This window comes from Sphingomonas sp. CBMAI 2297 (assembly GCF_029870595.1).
Classification (GTDB): Bacteria; Pseudomonadota; Alphaproteobacteria; order Sphingomonadales; family Sphingomonadaceae; genus Sphingomonas.
Genome location: NZ_JAPDIR010000002.1, coordinates 131,911 through 151,257 on the forward strand (window position 1 = coordinate 131,911; position 19,347 = coordinate 151,257).

12 protein-coding genes are annotated in these 19,347 nt (G+C 68.5%); 9 read left to right on the forward strand and 3 right to left on the reverse strand.

What is annotated here, in order from left to right; genetic code table 11:
- Positions 1–119 precede the first annotated feature (119 nt).
- Complete coding sequence (locus tag OMP43_RS03350; RefSeq protein ID WP_280278268.1) at positions 120–1,349, forward strand: TetR/AcrR family transcriptional regulator; 1,230 nt, start codon at positions 120–122, stop codon at positions 1,347–1,349.
- A gap of 41 nt (positions 1,350–1,390) precedes the next feature.
- Entirely contained in the window at positions 1,391–2,725 is a 1,335-nt protein-coding gene (locus tag OMP43_RS03355) for an MFS transporter (RefSeq protein WP_280278269.1), read from the forward strand.
- Between the two features lie 65 nt (positions 2,726–2,790).
- Here the strand turns inward: OMP43_RS03355 and OMP43_RS03360 are convergent, their stop codons facing one another.
- The 3 genes from OMP43_RS03360 to OMP43_RS03370 form a co-directional block, all read right to left on the reverse strand.
- Positions 2,791–5,670: a TonB-dependent receptor gene (locus tag OMP43_RS03360; RefSeq protein ID WP_280278270.1), complete on the reverse strand. Its 2,880-nt coding sequence runs from the start codon at positions 5,668–5,670 to the stop codon at positions 2,791–2,793.
- 113 nt (positions 5,671–5,783) lie between these two features.
- Positions 5,784–7,268 (reverse strand): DUF885 family protein, encoded by a 1,485-nt coding sequence (locus OMP43_RS03365; protein ID WP_280278271.1) that lies wholly within the window; start codon positions 7,266–7,268, stop codon positions 5,784–5,786.
- Positions 7,269–7,282: 14 nt separating this feature from the next.
- Entirely contained in the window at positions 7,283–11,050 is a 3,768-nt protein-coding gene (locus tag OMP43_RS03370) for a LamG-like jellyroll fold domain-containing protein (RefSeq protein WP_280278273.1), read from the reverse strand.
- A 198-nt stretch (positions 11,051–11,248) separates the two neighbouring features.
- Here OMP43_RS03370 and OMP43_RS03375 point away from each other — a divergent pair, with 198 nt between their 5' ends.
- From OMP43_RS03375 to OMP43_RS03405, 7 genes are all read left to right on the forward strand, one after another.
- Positions 11,249–12,664 (forward strand): glycoside hydrolase family 28 protein, encoded by a 1,416-nt coding sequence (locus tag OMP43_RS03375; protein ID WP_280278274.1) that lies wholly within the window; start codon positions 11,249–11,251, stop codon positions 12,662–12,664.
- A 284-nt stretch (positions 12,665–12,948) separates the two neighbouring features.
- Entirely contained in the window at positions 12,949–13,752 is an 804-nt protein-coding gene (locus OMP43_RS03380) for a 2-keto-4-pentenoate hydratase (protein WP_348538587.1), read from the forward strand.
- A 45-nt stretch (positions 13,753–13,797) separates the two neighbouring features.
- Complete coding sequence (locus tag OMP43_RS03385; protein ID WP_280278278.1) at positions 13,798–15,108, forward strand: MFS transporter; 1,311 nt, start codon at positions 13,798–13,800, stop codon at positions 15,106–15,108.
- Between the two features lie 15 nt (positions 15,109–15,123).
- Positions 15,124–16,572, forward strand: a complete 1,449-nt coding sequence (uxaC, locus tag OMP43_RS03390) for a glucuronate isomerase (RefSeq protein ID WP_280278280.1) — start codon at positions 15,124–15,126, stop codon at positions 16,570–16,572.
- 14 nt (positions 16,573–16,586) lie between these two features.
- A complete protein-coding gene (gene kduI, locus OMP43_RS03395; RefSeq protein ID WP_280278282.1) occupies positions 16,587–17,429 on the forward strand; it encodes a 5-dehydro-4-deoxy-D-glucuronate isomerase in 843 nt (280 codons plus the stop codon).
- 148 nt (positions 17,430–17,577) lie between these two features.
- Positions 17,578–18,333 carry a 2-dehydro-3-deoxy-D-gluconate 5-dehydrogenase KduD gene (gene kduD / locus OMP43_RS03400; protein ID WP_280278284.1) on the forward strand — a complete coding sequence of 252 codons (756 nt, stop codon included), beginning with the start codon at positions 17,578–17,580 and terminating at the stop codon, positions 18,331–18,333.
- A complete protein-coding gene (locus OMP43_RS03405; RefSeq protein ID WP_280278285.1) occupies positions 18,330–19,337 on the forward strand; it encodes a sugar kinase in 1,008 nt (335 codons plus the stop codon). The genes kduD and OMP43_RS03405 overlap by 4 nt, the downstream gene beginning before the upstream one ends.
- Positions 19,338–19,347 lie beyond the last annotated feature (10 nt).

Sequence of the window (19,347 nt, forward strand, 5' to 3'; positions counted from 1 at the left end):
ATGACCCCCAAAGGCTGATGACGAGCGGCCAACTAGAACGATTGTATGTATCTTCTGTGACGCTTGTATGGAGTGGCCCATTCCGGCATTGGCATGGGCGCGAAATGGGGGAGAAGTGGATGTCCGGTCGGAGTATCGCGGCTGTCGGCAAGGCGAGTGGAAGCGCCGAGAAATGGATCGCCGCAGTGCTAAGTGCCTGGGAAGTGAGCGGTCAGGCTGCGGTGTCCGCGCGCGGTCTGGCGCAGGTGACGGGGTTGCCGGCGTCGTCCATTTATCACCATTTTGGTGATCTCGAACGTTTGTATGTGTGCGCGCACGAACATGCCCAGGCACTGGCGGCGGAGTGGTGCGGCGCGCGGCTGGACCAGCTTGCCGATGTGCCGGCGGGCGCCGATTCGCTGCCGGCGCTGCTTGCCGCGCTGATCGACGACTGGTGCGAGGGGCAGCGCGGGCTGGCCTTTGCCTGGCGCGAATGCCAGCTGCTGGTCGCGCGCGATCCGCGCTACGGCCCGGCCGCGCAGCGCTGGCGCACGCTCTGGGCGGGGTTCTGGCGCCATGTCTGCGACCGGCTGGGCATTCCCGGCACCGCGACGATCACCGAACGGCTGTTCGACGGCGAGAGCTTCCTGCACATGATGCGCTGGCGCCGCTCGGTGGACCGCGCCGCGCTGGACGAGCTGTGCCGCGGCTGGGGCAATTGGCTGGGCGGCAGCCTGGCCGGGCCGGGGCCCTGGCGGGACATGGCGCGCGGCTGCGCCCAGCGTTCGGCGCGATTGCCCGAGGCGCGCGACGAGACTGCCGAACGCATTGCCGAGGCGGCGGCGGCGATCGTCGCGCGGGGCGGCGTGGCCGGGGTGACGCATCGCGCGGTGGCGGCGGAGGCGGGGCTGACGCTCGGCGTGGTCTCGCACAAGTTCCGCACGAGCGCCGAGCTGCTCGGATCGGCTTTCGAAGTCATCTATCGCCGCAACGTGCCGGCCGGCGAGCTCGAGGCCGAGCTTGCGGCGGCGACCGATGGCGACGGCCGGACCATGCTCGACAGGCTCGGCGAGCGGCCGGGCGCGGAAGAGTTCCGCCTGGCCACGTCCGAGCTGATGATGGCGGCGATGCGGGATCCGGCGCTGGCGCCCTTCGCCGCGCAGCTGCGCTATCTGCGCGGGCGCACCTCGCGATTGTTCCTGCAGGCGATGATCGGCCGCGACCGCCCGATCGGGCCGCTGGACGCGGCGATCTTCTCGAGCTTCGCGATCGGCCAGGGCAATGCGCATCGCGGGCTGTCCGATGGCGAGCGCCAGGCGGCGAGCCTGGCCGAGACCGAAGCGCTGCTCGCCGTTCTGCGCGGCGGCTGACGGTCGCATATTTGTCATCCCGCTCGGCCAGAGGGGGCGGCGTGAGCGGGGATATCGGATCGAGTCGAACCGAGCGGCTGAGCCGGGTGGACCTGTTCGTCTTCTCCTCCCCGGTCATCCTGTTCCAGGCGATCGAGCTGGCCTGGCGGACCTATCTCCCCGCCTTCTTCGCCACGACGCTGGCGCTGCCGATCGCGGCGGTGGGCATGCTGCTGCTCGCCGCGCGGCTGTTCGACGGGCTGATCGATCCGTGCATCGGCTGGGCGAGCGACCGGTTCCCGACGCGCTTCGGCCTGCGCCGGCCATGGATGGCGCTGGGGGCGCCGCTGGTCGGCCTGGGCGCGCTCGGGCTGTTCTGGGCGGTGCCCGGCACCGGCATCGCGACGCTCGCCGCCTGGAGCCTGGTCTTCCACCTCGGCTACACGCTGATCGCCACGCCGCATGGCGGCTGGGGGCTGGAGCTGTCGCGCGATGCGCATGAGCGCGTGCGGGTGATGGGGGCCAAGGTGTGGGTGGCGATGGCGGGGATGATCGTCACCCTGGTGCTGCCGAGCCTGCTCGAGCGCGGCTTCGGGCTGGGGCGGGCGGCGCAGGTGGGAGCGCTGGGCGCGGCGATCGTGCTGCTCGCGCCGATCACGGTGGCGCTGGTCCTCCGGCGGATCCGCGAGCCGGACGCGCCCTCGATCGCGCGTGTCGCCAATCCCTTCGCCCTATTCGCCGGCATGCTGCGCACGCGCGAGATGCGGCGCATCCTGATGCTCTACGGGCTGGTCGGCATGGCCGATGCCGCCGCGGCCGGCACGTTCCTGTTCTTCGTCGAGCAGGCGCTGGCGCTGCCCGGCTGGGGAAGCACGCTGATGCTCGTCCAGGCCGTGGTGCCGCTCGTCCTGCTGCCCTTCTGGGCGCGGATGAGCCGGCGCTTCGGCAAGCGGCGGGTGCTGCTGGCCGGCTATGGCTGGCAGGCGCTGGTGGCGCCGCTGGCGCTGCTGCTGCCCATGGGCGGGCTGGCGGCGCTCGTCCTCTGGCTGATCGCGCGCAGCCTGGTCTTCGGAGTCGACTATATGTTGCTGCGCGCGATGGTGGGCGACATCACCCGGCGCGAAGTGGAGCAGGGGCAGCGCTGGGCGTCGAGCCGCTATGCGCTGTTCAACGTCACGCTCCGGCTGGCGATGGGGCTGGGCGTGGCCGCGGCGCTGGGGGCACTCGGCTGGGCCGGCTTCGCGCCGGGCGAGCCCGGGCAGGCCGATGCGCTGCTGGCGGTGCGCGCCGCCTATGCGCTGCCGCCGGCGGTCGCGGCGCTGGCCGCCTGCATCCTGCTGTTCCGCGGCGGCGAAGCGCGTGCGGTGGAACGGCGCGACGCGGCGCTGGCGGCCTGATCCCCCGAAAAGAAAGGGCCGCCGCATCGGATGATGCGACGGCCCTTCAGTGGTCGCGGAGGCGATCAGAGCTTCAGGCGCGCGCCGAACAGGATCGTGCGGCCGAAATGATTATACTCATAGTTCCGGTTCGCGGCGGTGTCGGTGTAGCGATCGCGATAGGCATCGGTGAGGTTGGTGCCCTCTACCGACAGCTCGATCCAGTCGGTGAGCTTGTAGCGGACCGAGGCATCGACATTGGTGATCGCGTTATAGCCTTCGAACACATTGCCCGTGCCCGATCCCGCATCGACATAGGGCCCGCGATAGCTGACCGAGGCGCGCGCGCTGAACTTCTTGTCCTCATAATAGAGCGTCGCGTTGAACGCCCGCTTCGACACGCCGTAGAGCGTCGACTTGAACGGCAGGTTCGGCAGCGCGATCGTGCCGGTGGCGCTGACCGCGGTTCCCGGTGCCGACTGCATATAGGTCGCGGTCGAATCGATGAAGGTCGCGTTCGCGATGCCGCCGAAGTTCTTGAGGAAGCCCGGCAGGAAGCGGAACGGCGCCTGGATCGCGATTTCGGCGCCCTTGAGCGAGGCGCCGGTGCCGTTGATCGTCGTCACCACCGTCCAGATCGGCATGGCGAGCCTGGCCGGATCCAGGAAGGCCGGCGAGGATGCCGCGAGCACATTGGCGGGAAGGCCGGTCGACAGGAAGGTCTGCTCGGTCAGGGTCCGGCTGACCGGGAAGCTCTTCACGTCCTTCTTGAACAGCGCCACCGAGAAGATCGACTGCGGCGCGAAATACCATTCGGCCGCAAGATCATAGGAGGTGGCGCGATAGGGATCGAGGTTCGGATTGCCGAAATTGACCCGATAGTTGAAACCGTCCGCCGAGCCGCCCGGCGTCAGGCTGCCCAGCGTCGGGCGCGTCATCACATCGGCGATGGCGGCGCGCAGGATGAGCTTCTCCGTCGGGAACAGGGCGAGGTTGGCCGCGGGCAGCCAGTCGCCATAGGTCCGCTTCAGCGTGACCGGCGTGGTGCCGTTGATGCCGGTCGCGGTCTGGGAGGTGGAGGCATAGCGGATGCCGGCGTTGAGCGCGTAGCGCAGTCCGAGCAGTTCTCCCTTGGCGTCGAACTGGAGATAGCCGCCCTTCACTTCCTCGATGACGGAGCGGTTGTTGCCGACGTCGAGCGCCAGCGCGCGATTGTAGAGTCCGGTATATCTGGCGGCCGCATCGATGTTCGCGACCACCCAGCTGGTGGTGGTGCCCGCCGGCTGGCCGGCATTGCCGAGATTGACCAGCTCGGTCAGCGCCGGGGTGGCCTGGAAACCATAGACCGCGGTCGGCCCGAAGGCCGAGCTGGGCGAGCAGGTGATCGTGCGCAGCACCAGGTCGAGCCCGCCATTGCCGCACACCGCGGTATCGCGCTGGAACGCCTTCACTTCGTAATCGAAGCGGCGATACATCGCGCCCGACTTGATCTGGAAGCCTTCGGTCACGTCCCATTCGGTGCGCAGCTGCGCGGTGCGGAACTTGTTGGTGACGTTCGACGGGCGGTCGCGGATCTCGGCGAGCTGGAAGTTCGCGGGATCGGTGACGCTGGTGCCGAAGGTGAGCACCGGGCGCTTCATGTCGGTATAGTCGTAGCGATAATTCTGCGCGTCGCGATCGTCGAGGATCAGCGTGGTCTCGACCGGGATGTCGGCGTTCGACCTGGAGAAGCCGCCGAGCAGAGTGAAGCGGAAGCTGTCGCCGAGATCCTGGTCCCAGGTGCCGCCGAGCTGGTAGAATTCGGTATCGGACTTGCGCAGATAATGTTCGGTACGAACCCAGGCATCGTTGATCGTCGCCGAGATCATGTTGTTGTTGGCGTCATAGACCGGGTTCACGATGTCCATCGCGCGCTCGTTCGAGCGGGCCAGCACTTCCAGCCACTTCTCCTCGCGGGTTTCCTTGAACCGCGAATAAAGACCGTCGATCGAGATCTTGGTGGCGTCGCTCGGCGCCCATTGAACGCTGCCGGTCACGCCGAGCCGCTCGCGATCATGCCCGACGATGCCGTAGCGCGGGATGCGCGGATGGAAGGCGAGGGCGGCCTTGGTGCAGGCGGCATTGCCCAGCCAGCCATTGCCGGAATTGGGCGTGGCGAAGCACGACGTGCCGTTGACTGAGTCGAACGCGGCCTGGGCCCAGCGCACCGAATTGTTGCCGAGCTCGACATTGTCGGTCTTCGAATAGGCGGCCGAAACCGAGGCGCCGAGCGTGCCGTCGGGCGACTTCCACGAGAGCAGGCCGGCCGCGCGCGGCCCCCAGTTCTTGGACAGGTCGTTATAGCTGCCCTGGATCGATCCGACGAAGGTGAAGCCGGCCTTGCCGGCAAGCGGATTGCCGGTGTTCAGGTCGACGACCGCGCCGAGCGAACCTTCGTCGAGCGATGCCTCGGCGGTCTTGTGGACGACCAGAGAGGTGAACAGTTCGGAAGCGAAGACATTGAAATCGAATGCCCGGTCGCGATTGGCCGAGGCGCCGTCGGTCGAGGTGGCGACCGTCTCGAGCCCGTTGAGGCGGACGCGAGTGAATTGCGCGCTGAGGCCGCGAACGGTGATCGCGCGGCCTTCGCCGGCGTCGCGCTGGATCGAGATGCCCGGAATGCGCTGGAGCGACTCCGCGAGATTCTGGTCGGGGAACTTGGCGATGTCCTCGGCGACAACCGCATCGACCGACGATACCGACTCGCGCTTCAGGTTGAGCGCCTTTTGGAGCGACTGGCGGAAACCGGTGACAACAATGGCGCCATCGGTGCCCTGGTCCTGTTCCTGCACGCCCGGGGCGGCGGGCGCCGCCTGCGTGTCCTGCGCCTCCTGCGCGAGCGCCGGGGTCACGATGCCGGTGCCGGCCATCACGGCAAGCAAAGCGCCGGCACACCACAGATTCCGCCTCAAAATCCCTTTACGCATCCCAATTCTCCCATGATCAGTGTTTCCGGGTCGCGCCGCCCGTGCGGCTCGCCCGGCATTCCGGCCGGCTTGCGCCAGCTCTCTGTGATTTCTCGGCCGGCTCTTGCCCGCCCTTATGCGATCATCGCGAAGCGCCTGCGCCCGTCGGCGAGCAGCTTGCGGTGAAATTTCCTGAGCGATTCCGGTCCGTTGCACTGCGCGACGGACCCCAGACGGGCCAGCCCGAGCCAAGTGAGCGCCTCCGCGGCGCGCATGGCGGGTTCAATGCAGATTCGCTCGATATCCTGCGCCATTGGCGCGAAATAAGCCGCCTCTCCCTGCAGTGTCGCGAGCTTGCTGCTCGTCTGTGCCAGCGTTTCTTGTCTGATATGGACACCGGTGTCAACCAATCCGCGGCCGATCCGGAACAGCAGCCAGTGCAAATGGCCGAGCAGCGCAGGGTCGTTGCCGGCAAAGGCGCCCTGGTCCGCCATCAGCTGTTCGGCATAGATCGCCCAGCCCTCGGCGAAGGTGGGGGCATATTCGATGCGCAGCGGATGCGGGTTCGCGGCCGCCTCGATGGGCAGCTGGATCATGTGCCCAGGCAGCAGCTCGTGATGGACGACAGCGGGCAACGTCCAGGAAGGACGGTCGCGGATGCGCGCCAGGTCGGGGAAATAGGCGCCCGCCATGCCGGGGGCGGGGATGGTGCGATAGCCCTGCTTGCCCTCGGCCTCTTCCTGCGGCGTCATCCTCAGCGCCGATACGTTCAGGCATTCGGGCGGCAACGGCCCGAACAGCGCGGGCAGGCGCGCGGGGACGGTGGCGAGCGCCGCGTTCATATCGGCCACCGCACGATTCCTGCCGGCATCGTCGTCGCTGTAGAGGAAGCGGGGATCCTTGAACGCGGCGCTGATCCGGGCGCCGACCGAACCCTGGGAATAGCCCAGGCGCCTGAGCACGGCATCGGCGCGGGCCGTGAGCGTTTCGGCCATGGCAAGCATCCGGCGATGCGCCTCGGCCGGGTCGATGGCGGCGCCATAGTGCCGCTCGAGCAGCAGCGCGAAATAGCGGGCGCCGCCGGGGAAGCGGCTGGTGCCGGGTTCCCGCGGCGCGCGGGGGGCGAGTTCCCCGAGCAGCCGGGCCTGGCCGGCGAGCGCCGCCGCGGCGGGCCCCGTCGCCTTGTCGGCGGCCGCGGCAATGCCGGAGCGGGTCTTTTCGAGCAGCGGTGCCGGCAGGATCACGCCGCGCCGGGCATCCGCTGCGATCCGCGCATTCTCGGCTTCGATATGATGGGGATCGGGTGCCTTGTCGCGCCAGGCGCCGGCATTGGGGGCGACGGCATAGGGCGAGCGGCCCAGCCGGCCCACGGGCAGGCTGCGGAGCAGCGCGGCGTCGACGGCGAGGCCGGCGCGCACCGTCTCCAGATCGATCCGGGCCGAGGGCGAGAGGGACAGGGGATCGAAGCCCCGCAGCCGCGCGAGCTTTGCGGTGGGCGTGTCGAGCTTCGCCAGGCCGTCGAGCGCGGCACGCAGGTCGGCGTCGCGGTTCGGCGCGGCAAGGGCGGCGCGGGGAAGCGCGGCGGCGCCGGCGGCGGCGAGGAACTGGCGGCGATGCATCGCGGTCCTCCGGTTCAGCGGGGCAGGGGCACCAGGTTGTTCCGCAGCGTCACTTCCGGAGCATCGCCCGGCAGCGCGACGCGGACGCGGGCGGCGCCCCGGGGCAGCGCGAGCCGCAGCGTGGCGGTCTTGGGCGCAAGATCGGTCGGCGCGGCGAGGGCGGGTATGGCGGCGGTCGCCAATGCCTTGCCGGCTTCGTCCTCGATCACGAGCGTGCCGCCCGGCACATCCTTTGCGCCCAGGCTGTGCACCGTGACCGCGATCCGGCCGCCTTTCACCACCAGGTCGTCGCTGCCGATGCCCAGGTCGGGCCGCGCGGCGACGTCCTCGCCCGCCGTCTTCAGCAGGAACTCGATCTCGGTCGTCGCATGCGGCGCGAAGGTGACGCGAGTCGCGGCGCTGCGTTCGAGGTGGAGCGGCGTGGTGGTGCCGTTCGTCACCATCTCCCATTCGCCGGCGGCCACGTTCCAGGTCGACATCTCGGCAGATTGCGGCGTGTCGCCGGTATTGTAGGCGATCACCTTGAAGCGCGTGGGCGTTGCGCCGGGCAGCAGGATCGCGGTCTTGAGCGCGCCTTCCGGGTCGTCGAAGCGCCAGCTCACCGTGTTGCCCGGCCAGGTCTGGTTGCGGCGCAGCGCGATGCCGCCCAGCCGCTCGCGCTGGAGGATCTCGTTGGGCTGGTCGACCCGGTCGGACCACCAATGGCCTTCGGTATACATATACTGGCGCTGCGACTTGTCCGCGATCGCCGCGGCGTGGAGCGATTCCAGATATCCGGTGTCGCCGCTCGCGTCCCAGGCGGCCCATTGCTCGAAGGCGCCGCCCTTCCGTGCCTTGTCGGCGAGCGTCTTGGCCCAGTCCGTGCCGGTGCCGAGCAGCTTGATCACATTCTCGTTGATGTCCTGCACCGAAGTGGGGCCGCTCTTGCCCACCCGGGCGAGAATCGGGGCAAGATATTTCCCGTCGCCGGTGAAGCGATATGCCGCCCAGGCCGCCTGGAGCGGCGTGGAGGCGCCGCCGCCATCGCCGGCGCGCTCGGCATCGGTGCGCCAGTTGATCTCGTTGGGCCAGCTCCAGTTGCCCCTGGCGTCCTGCTTGCCATGGGCGAGCAGGCCGTCGACGGTGCCGGTGATCAGGCCGCGCGCATCGGGATTGCCGTTGTAGAGCCCGATCAGCGTCGGTGCGTGGAGGACGACCCAGCTATAGGGCTTCTGCCACTCGAACGGTCCCTCGCGGTACATCTTCCGCGCGCCGTACCAGTTGCTGGCGAAGTGCAGATGGCCGGCGGGGTTGGGGAGGATGACGGTCTTGAGCGCCTTCACCGTCGCCATCAGCCGCTCGATCGCGCGCGGCTCGCCCCAGTTGAGGTAGAGCCGCTCGGCGTCCGAGTTCATGCCCTCCTCATACGCATGCAGCTCGTCGGTGGTGATATGGCCGAGGCCGTTCACCATCATGCCGTTCCGATACACCGCGTCCGAGAGCGCGCGGAGCGATGCGTTGATCTTGTCCGGATCGACGCCCATCAGCGCCAGGCCCGGCCATTGCTGGGTCAGGTCGGTATCGTCGGAGATGCCGCCGCCGAAATCGCCATAGGGAACCTGGCGATTGTCGATCCACCAGTTCACGAACTGGCGCGTGATCTTCAGATCCTCGAGCTGGCGGAAGGCCCAGAGCGGCACGCCGGCGGGCGCTTCGGGCTGCTTGAACGCGGGCAGGTTCTGGGCGCCGTAGCTGATGTCAGCCCAGTAGCGACGGCCCTCGACATGGTCGGGATCGACGCGGAGCAGGTCGCCGATATCGGCGAAGACGCGGGCATACAGGGCGGCGCGCTTCGAGGCGGTATGCTCCTCGACCAGGAAGCCCCAATTGTCCTTCACCTGGTTGAACCGGTCGGCGACGTGCTCGGGGAGCGCGGCGGCGCGGTCCTTGAACACCAGGCGGACGTTCATGCCGTCGAGCGATGCCGGGCCGAAATCGGCGGCGGCGGAAGCGATGGCGAGATAGAGGCTGTCATTGGTGAGGATGCGGTCGCGCAGGTCGAGCCAGAGCGTGCGCGCCTCGCCGGGGCGGACCGAGACGGACAGGTCGATCATGTCGCGGCCCGGCCAGATCGGGTCCTTCACCCTGATGTTGAGCGGGATCAGCCCGTCCTTGCCGGGCGCGACCTTGAGCGCGGGAAGGTCGATCGCGATGCCGTCGAGCCCGTCGCGGCTGTGCTCCCAGCCATAGTTCCAGGCGCGGGCGAGCGCGCGGCCGGGAAAGGCGTCGCCAAAGCCCGAGGGGATCAGGACATGGACGATCGGCATGGCGCCCTCGACATGCGCGGCGGCGCTGGTCGCGGCGGCGCTGCCCGCGCCGGCCGCTGCCGAACCGGCGCCGGGGGGCAGGGCGAGCACGGTGTTGCGCTCGTCGGCGGGATAGCGGCCGCGGATGAACTTGTTCAGCGGGGCGAGCGCGGCGAGATCGGCGGAGACCTGGGCATTCACCGTATAGCTGAGCTTGAAGCTGCCCTCGGGCTCGCTGGCGGCACCGACGTCATAGGCCCAGATCTCCTGGATCGGTTGCTCCTGCATCCCATTGGTGAAGCGGAGCGTGCCGCCCTGCGCGGTACCGAGGGACGTGACGCTGCGAACCACGCCCTGGGGGCGTTTCGCGAGGTTGCGGAAGCCGGCGCCGTCCGCGCTATAGTCGAGCGCGCCATAGGCGGCACCGCGGATCTCGACGCGGTTGAACTTCTCGGCGGCGGGGACGGTCAGCGTGTAGGTCTTGCCGCCTTCGACATAGACGTTCCAGTCGGGCAGCTCGAAATAATCGTCGCGGCCGGGGAGCTTCGAGCGATTATAGACGCCGGGCCAGGTCGTCTCGGCGATGCCGTCCACGCCCTTCCACATCCATTCCTTCAAGTCCTTCGCATCGGCGAACTCGACCTTGCGCACGCCGGTGACCTTGTCGGCGAGCACCGGCGGCGAGGCGGCGTCCCAGCCGAAGCGGTGGAGCCAGGCGGCGCGCTTGCCCGCCTTGTCGGCGGCCGGGGCGGGGGCGGGCTCGGCCTTGGCGGCGAGCGCGGCCACGCCGGCGGCGTCGAGCATGCGGTCATAGACGCGGATCTCGTCGAGATCGCTGCCGCGCATGAAATTGTAGCGGCTCTGCACCTGGTGCGGCGCCATCACGCGGCCGGCCATGCCGAACTGGTCGAGCCCGGTATCGAGATCGGCCTTCTGGTCCCGGCGGGCGACTTCCCTGCCGTCGACGAAGAGCCGCACGCCGACGCTTTCGTCCCAGGCAAAGGCGATGTGCCGCCAGGCATCGGGGGCGGGATTGGCAGGCAGCTTGAACGAGACGCGCACGCGCGACAGGTTCGCGTCGGTCACGAAGGCATCGAAGCCATGGCCGTTCCAGTCGATGCGCAGGAACGCCATGTCCCAGCTCGAATGATCGGCATAGCCGACGCGGAAGATCACGAAGGGCGCCTCGCCCACCGGCTCGCGCGGGCGCCAGAAGAAGGAGAGCGTGCCGCGCTGCGCCTGGATGTTGCCCGGTGCGTTCCAGGCGATGTAGCCGTCGTCCGCCCAGCGAAAGGCGCCGCCGATCGCGCCGTCGGGCACGCTGGTCACCCTGGTCTGGAAATTGGGGACCGCATCGCCGCCGGCCTTTTCCGCCGTGCCGTCCCGGTCGCCCGAGGCGCGGAAGAGCAGGCGATCGTCCGGGCTCTGGGCCGCGGCTGGGTTCGCGGCGAGCGCGAGCGCCCATGCCAGGGCGATGCCGGTGGAGGTGCGGATCATGACTTGCCTCTCTGAACGAACGGGACGGTCTGCGCCGTCTCTCCCGTCCAGCATGGCGACGCTTGACACCGGTGACAATATCTTTCTGGTTTCGGCGGCATGTCCGCTTGACGCGAAGGCCCCCGCGCGACAGCTTTCCGGTGACCGGTGTCAGAAAAAGTCGATGCGAAAACCGGGATACGCATTGGGGAGAGGGCGATGATCGCACGCCGCGACATATTGCACAATTTCGGCGCGGGGGCCGTGCTGGGGCTGACACCGCGACTTGCTTTCGCGGCCGAGCCCGATCCCTGGATGCGCGCCGCCGCGATCGCGCGGACCGTGAAGCCGCCGGTCTTCCCGGCGCGCGACTTCGACGTCACCCGGTTCGGGGCGAAGGGCGACGGCGCGACGCTCAACACCGAAGCGATCGCCGCCGCCATCGCGGCGTGCAGCGCGGCGGGCGGAGGCAGGGTGGTGGTGCCGGCCGGGCGCTTCCTGACCGGGGCGGTGCATCTGAAGTCCAACGTGAACCTGCACGTCACCCGCGACGCGACTTTGCTCTTCAGCACCGACCCCGCGCACTATCCGATCGTCTTCACTCGCTGGGAAGGCATCGAGTTGATGAACTATTCGCCGCTCGTCTATGCGCGCGGGCAGCGGAACATCGCGCTCACCGGCGCGGGCATCCTCGACGGGCAGGGCAGCGCCCGGCACTGGTGGGCATGGAAGGGGCCCTGGGGCGGCGCGGCCGACCATGGCTGGCGCGAGGGCATGCCGGACCAGCGCAAGGCGCGGGCGCGGCTGTTCCGGATGGCCGAAGACAAGGTGCCGGTGGAGAAGCGCGTGTTCGGCGACGGCGACTTCCTGCGCCCGGCCTTCGTCCAGCCCTATGCCTGCGAGAATGTGCTGATCGAGGGCGTGCGCCTGCGCGGCGCGCCCTTCTGGCAGGTGCATCCGGTGCTCTGCCGCAACCTGATCGTGCGCGGGCTCGATATCCTGGGGCACGGCCCGAACAATGACGGCTGCGATCCCGAATCGGTCGACGGCGCGCTGATCGAGGGCTGCACCTTCGACACCGGCGACGATTGCATCGCGATCAATTCCGGGCGCAACGCCGATGGCCGGCGCCTGGCCGCGCCCGCCCAGAACATCCTGATCCGCAACTGCCGGATGAAGGCCGGGCATGGCGGCGTGGTCGTCGGATCGCAGATCTCGGGCGGCGCGCGCTGGATCTTCGCCGAGGGCTGCGTGATGGATTCGCCGGACCTGTGGTACGCGATCCGCTTCAAGAACAACGCGCTGCGCGGCGGGCTGCTCGAGAATTTCCACTATCGCGACCTGGAGGTGGGCCAGGTCGGCCGCGCCGCGGTGACCTGCGACTTCAACTATGAGGAAGGTGCGAACGGACCGTTCGTGCCACGGCTGCGCAACGTCGTGATCGAGCGGCTGCGCGCGAAAAACGCGGTGCGGGTGCTCGACAGCCAGGGCCTGGCCGGCGCGCCGGTGACCGGGATCACCCTGCGCGACTGCAGCTTCGACGGCGTCACCCAGCCCAGCGTGATCCGGCATACCGAGGGACTGAGGCTGGAAAATGTGCGGGTGAACGGCGCGTTGGTCGATCATCTCGCCTGAGGTGCGTTGACGCGCCGACCTGACACCGGTAGCATCAGCGCGACACCTGCGGAACCGCGCAAAGTCGGACGCAGGACTTCGGAGAGGAGATCGCGCGCAAGTTACTCGACATGGCCCGGCACCGGTTCCGGCCTGTCTTCTCCCATAGCCCTGGACCGCAGGAGGCGAGCGGTTTCCGGGCAGGCGAAGCGGGGCGGGACGGCGATGTCGGGCGACGGCTTGCGCGTGCGCGGGCCGGACATGGCGGGCGGCCCTCACGCGACGGGAACATGGGGAATTTCAAGTTGATCGAAGGACGGGAACCGGCCGAGGCCATCGCCCAAGCATTTGTCGCGGCCCGACAGGCAGGAAATGCGCTGACCGACTATCCCGGCGAGCTGCCGGGTACGCTCGAGGAAGCCTATGGCATCCAGGAACGCGCGATCGCGCTGTTCGGCGACCGGATCGCGGGATGGAAAGTGGGCAAGATCCCCGCGCCGCTCGACGCGACCTATGGCACCAACCGGCTGACCGGCCCGATCTTCGCCGATTCGGTGGTGACCGCGGCCAATGGCGAAGTGCCGGAGATGCCGGTGTTCGAACGGGGCTTCGCGGCGGGCGAGGCCGAATATCTGCTCCGCCTGGGCGAACTCCCCGAGGATTTCGACCGGCCCTGGACCAATGCGGAAGTCGCCGAATATGTCGATGCCGTCCATGTCGGCATCGAGGTCGCCAGCTCGCCCTTCGCGGGAATCAACGCGCACGGACCGGCGGTGACGGTTTCCGACTTCGGCAACAACAACGGCCTGGTGGTCGGCGCGGAAATTCCGCGCGGCACGGATTTCCTCGAGTGGCCGGTAGCGCTAACAATCGAAAATGAAGTGGCCGGCGAGGCGACCGCGAGCACCATGCTCGACGGCCCGTTCGGCGCCGTCCGCTTCCTGTTCGAGCTTGCCGCCAACCGGCAGCTGCCGCTCGCGCCGGGCCAGTGGATCTCCACCGGCGCGGTCACGGGGGTCCACCCTGTTCGCGTCGGCGAGCTGGTGGAGGCGCGGTTCGCGAATGACTACAGCGTCCGGTGCCGTATCGTCGGCATCCACGACGCCTGAGAATTGAGTCGCGAAACGCGATCGAGAGAGACGAGGGAGAGGATGATGGCGAGTAAGGGAGAGGCGGCAGTCTCCGGCGCGGTTTCGCGCGTCGGGCGCTATCGCTGGGTGATCGTGGGGCTGCTCTTCGCGGCGACCGCGATCAACTATGTCGACCGGCAGATGATCGCGGTGCTGAAGCCCGACCTGTCGAAGGAGCTCGGCTGGACCGAGACCGACTATGCCAACATCGTCTTCTATTTCCAGGCCGCCTATGCGATCGGCTATCTCGCCTTCGGCAAGATCGTCGACGCGATCGGCGCGCGCTTCGGCTATGCCATCGCGGTGGTGATCTGGACGATCGCGCACGTCGCCCATGGCGGCGTGCACACCGTCATGCAGTTCACCCTGGCCCGCTTCGGCCTGGGCATCGGCGAATCGGGCAATTTCCCGGCCGGCGTGAAGACCGTCGCGGACTGGTTCCCGGCCAAGGAGCGCGCCTTTGCCGTGGGCCTGTTCAACGCCGGATCGAATGTCGGCGCGATCCTCACCCCGCTGCTGATCTGGGCGATGGTGCCGGCGTTCGGCTGGCGCATGACCTTCGTGATCACCGGCATCTTCGGCGTGATCTGGCTGGTCGCCTGGCTCGCCATCTTCCGCGACAAGCCGGCCGACCATCCCAAGGTGGGCGCGGCGGAGCTGGCCTATATCACCCAGGATCCGGCCGACCCCGAAGTGAAGGTGAAGAATCTGTGGGGCAAGCTGCTCCGCACCAGGGAGACCTGGGCCTTCGCGCTGGGCAAGTTCTTCATCGACCCGATCTGGTGGTTCTACCTGTTCTGGCTGCCGAGCTGGCTGGGCAAGGAATATGGCCTGAACCTGACCAGCTGGGATTCGCCGACCGCGGCGATCGCGCTGGGCGCGATCTACCTGATCTCCGATGTCGGCTCGGTGGCGGGCGGCTGGCTCTCGGGCAAGCTGATGAGCGCCGGCATGAGCGTGAACAAGGCGCGCAAGCTCACCATGCTGATCTCGGCCTGCTTCGTGCTGCCGGTGATGTTCACCACCTTCTACGGCAATCTCTGGCTCAGCGTGTTCGTGGTCGGCGTGGCCGCGGCGGCGCACCAGAGCTTCTCGGCGACGCTCTACACCATCCCCTCGGACACCGTGCCGCGCTTCGCGGTGGGCTCGGTGATCGGCATCGGCGGCACCGTCGGCGCCATCGGCGGCATGGTCTTCTCGAAATATGCGGGCTATGTGCTCGATGCGATCGGCAGCTATGCGCCGCTCTTCATCGTCGCCGGTGCGGCATATTTCCTGGCGCTGCTTTCGATTCACCTGCTTTCGCCGCGCCTGGCGCGCGTCGACGTCGCGTAACGGAAGGACTGGACGATGGCCCGGCCCCTGAAGCTCGATCCCGACCGGCTGTTCCCGGCCGAGGACCGCACGCGGGAGATTGCCCGCGTGCTCTATGCCGAAGTGGCCGGGCTGCCGATCATCAGCCCGCACGGGCACACCGATCCGACCTGGTTCTCGACCAACGCCAACTGGTCGAACGCCACCGAGCTGCTGCTCTCGCCGGATCACTATATCTATCGCATGCTCTATTCGCAGGGCGTGGCGCTCGACGCGCTGGGCGTGCCGAGCAAGGCGGGCATGCCGGCCACCGATCCGCGCGAGGCGTGGCGGACCTTTGCCGAGCACATCTATCTCTTCCGCGGCACCCCCTCGGCAATGTGGCTGGGCCATGTGTTCGGCGCAGTGTTCGGCTTCGACGTGGCGCTCGATGCTTCGACCGCCGATCATTATTACGACACGATCAACGCGAAGCTGGCGACCGACGCGTTCAAGCCGCGCGCGCTGTTCGACCGGTTCAACATCGGCTTCCTCGCCACCACCGAGGGGCCGCAGGACGATCTGTCGCCGCATCATGCGATCCGCGCCTCGGGCTGGGGCGGGCGCGTCGTCACCACCTATCGCCCCGATGCGGTGATCGATGTCGAGCATGAGCAGTTCGCCGGCGCGATGCGGGTCTTCGCCGAGAAGACCGGCGAGGACGTGTATAGCTGGGACGGCTATCTCGCCGCGCATCGCAAGCGCCGCGCCGATTTCCGCGCCGCCGGCGCCACCGCGACGGATCATGGCCATCCGACGGCGGCGACCGCGAACCTGGGCAGGGACGAGGCCGAGCGGCTGTTCCGCACGATCCTGTCCGACAGCTGGACGCCGCAGGACGCCGAGCTGTTCCGCGCCCAGATGCTGACCGAGATGGCGGCGATGAGCGCCGAGGACGGGATGGTGATGCAGATCCATCCGGGCAGCTTCCGCAACCATAATGGCGGGCTGTTCGAAAGCCATGGCCGCGACAAGGGCGCGGACATCCCGATGCGCACCGATTACGTCCATGCGCTGAAGCCGCTGCTCGACCGGTTCGGCACCTCGACCGACCTTTCGATCATCCTCTTCACGCTCGACGAGACCGTCTATGCCCGCGAGCTGGCGCCGCTGGCCGGCCATTATCCGTGCCTGAAGCTGGGCCCGAGCTGGTGGTTCCATGATTCGCCCGAGGGCATGCGCCGCTTCCGCGAGCAGGTGACCGAGACCGCCGGCTTCTACAACACCGTCGGCTTCAACGACGATACCCGCGCCTTCCTTTCGATCCCGGCGCGGCACGATGTCGCGCGGCGGATCGATTGCGGCTTCCTCGCGCGGCTGGTCGCCGAGGGGCGGCTGCTCGACTGGGAAGCCGCGGAGCTGGCCTATGAACTGACCAACGGGCTGGTGCGCGAAGCGTACAAGCTCGATCACCCCGCGCCGGCGCCCGTCGCCGCCGCTGCCTAACCTACGGAGCATTCATGTTCGACCGGACCTACTACGCCACGCACCCCGACATGATGGAGTGCGTCTCGAACGAGGAACTGCGCGACCGCTATCTGATCACCGACCTGTTCCGCGCCGGCGAGTGCGTGCTGAACTACACCCATGCCGATCGCATGGTGATCGGCGGCGTCGCGGTGGCCGGCGGCTCGGTGAAGCTGCCCGATCAGACCGAGCCGGCCTCGGCGGCGGGGCACCCGTTCCTCGAGCGCCGCGAGCTGGCGGTGGTCAATATCGGCGGCGTCGAAGGCACCGTGACGGTGGATGGCGAGAGCTTCGCGCTGGGCAACAAGGACTGCCTGTACGTGACGATGGGCGCCAGGGACGTGACCTTCTCGGGCGACGGCGCGCGCTTCTACCTGGTCTCGTGCCCGGCGCATAAGGGCTTCCAGACGCGCAAGCTCGGCATCGCCGACGCCAACCGCCTCGATCGCGGCACGCTGGAGGAATCGAACGAGCGCTCGATCTACCAGCTCGTCATCCCGGGCGTGTGCGACAGCGCGCAGCTGGTGATGGGCCTGACGGTGCTCAAGCCGGGCAGCGTGTGGAACACCATGCCGCCGCACATCCATGAGCGCCGCAGCGAGATCTATCTCTATTTCGAGCTCGACAATCTCGAGAAGGACCGCGTGTTCCACTACATGGGTCAGGAGGATGCGCTGCGGCACATCGTGGTCCAGAACGAGGAAGCGGTGATCAGCCCGCCCTGGTCGGTCCATATGGGTTCGGGGACCAAGGCCTATGCCTTCATCTGGGCGATGGCCGGCGAGAACCAGGACTATACCGACATGAACGTGCTGGACATCTGCCAGCTGGCGTAACCGTTGCTCCCCTCCCTGCAAGGGAGGGGCTGGGGGTGGGTGCCGAGCCGTGAGGCTCGGCCTGCCTCCGCTGACGTCGAACGCGACGCTGCGCGCCGCGTACCCACCCCCCGACCCCTCCCTTGCAGGGAGGGGAGTGAGAAGAGCCATGACCAATCCCTTCGATCTCTCCGGCAAGGTTGCCATAGTCACCGGCGCCAATACCGGCATCGGCCAGGGCATCGCGCTGGCGCTCGCCGCCGCGGGTGCCGACATCGCCGCCGTCGGCCGCACGCCGGCCGAGGAAACGGTGGAGAAGGTCCGCGCGCTCGGCCGCCGCGCCGAGATCGTCTCGGCCGACCTCTCGACCATCGCGCCTGTGGACAGGGTTGTGGACGAAGCTGTGGACAAGCTGGGCGGGCTCGACATTCTGGTCAACAATGCCGGCATCATCCGCCGCGCCGACAGCCTGGATTTCACCGAGGCGGACTGGGACGCGGTGATCGACACCAACCTCAAGTCGGTGTTCTTCCTGTGCCAGGCGGCGGCGCGGCACATGGTGGCGCAGGGCCGGGGCAAGATCATCAACATCGCCTCGATGCTCACCTTCCAGGGCGGCATCCGCGTGCCCAGCTACACCGCGTCCAAGTCCGGCATCGGCGGGCTGACCAAGCTGCTCGCCAACGAATGGGCGGCCAAGGGCATCAACGTGAACGCGATCGCGCCCGGCTATATCGCCACCAACAACACGGCGGCGCTCCAGGCGGACGCGGATCGCAACCGCTCGATCATGGAGCGCATCCCGGCCGGTCGCTGGGGCGATCCGGCGGACATGGGCGGCGCGGCGGTGTTCCTCGCCTCTGCGGCCGCGGATTATGTCCAGGGCCATATCCTGGCGGTCGACGGCGGGTGGCTGGCGCGATGAGCATTGCCTTTTTCGGCGAGCTGATGCTGCGGCTCTCGCCGCCGGGGCGCGAGCTGCTGCTCCAGACGCCGAAGCTCGAGGTGAATGTCGGCGGGGCCGAGGCGAACGTCGCCACGGGGCTGGCGTGCCTGGGTCATTCGGTGCGGATGATCTCCGCCGTGGCGGACAATCCGCTGGGCGGCGCGGTGATCGGCGAGCTGCGCCGGCGCGGCGTCGACACTTCGACCGTGGTGGCGGAGCCCGGGCGGCTCGGCCTGTATTTCCTGACCCCCGGCGCGGGGCTGCGCGCGTCCGAGGTCGTCTATGACCGGGCCTGGTCGGTGTTCGCCCTGCGCCCGGCCGAGGCCTGGGACTGGGACGCGCTGCTCGACGGGGCGACGCGGCTGCATCTGTCGGGCATCACTCCGGCGCTCGGCCACAACAGCGCCACCGCCGCGATCGCCGCGGCCGAAGCGGCGGCCGCGAGGGGCATCCCGGTCTCGTTCGACGGCAATTACCGCGCGAAGCTGTGGGAGAGCTGGGACAGCGATCCCAAGGCGGTGCTGACTCGGCTGATCGGCCATGCCGACCTGTTGTTCGGCAACCATCGCGACATCTCGCTGCTGCTCGGGCGGGAATTCTCGGGCGACGGCGCCGATCGCCGGCGCGAGGCGGCGGAGGCGGCGTTCGCGGCCTTTCCCAGGCTCCAGACGATCGCCAACACCGCGCGGCATGTCGACGATGCGGACAGCCACCGCGTCTCGGCGCGAGTCGATACGCGTGCCGGCGGCTACCAGACCGACGAAGTGCTGATCGCCGGGATCGTCGATCGCATCGGCGCGGGCGACGCGTTCGCCGCGGGCGTGCTGCACGGCCTGATCGAGAGCGGCGGCGATGCGAAGGCGGCGGCGCGGGCCGGCCTGGCGCTCACGGCGCTCAAGCATTCGCTGCCCGGCGACGCGAGCCTGTTCACGCGCGCCGACCTGGCGGCGTTCGACGAAGGCGGGCTCGACGTCCGCCGATGATCGACCGGAG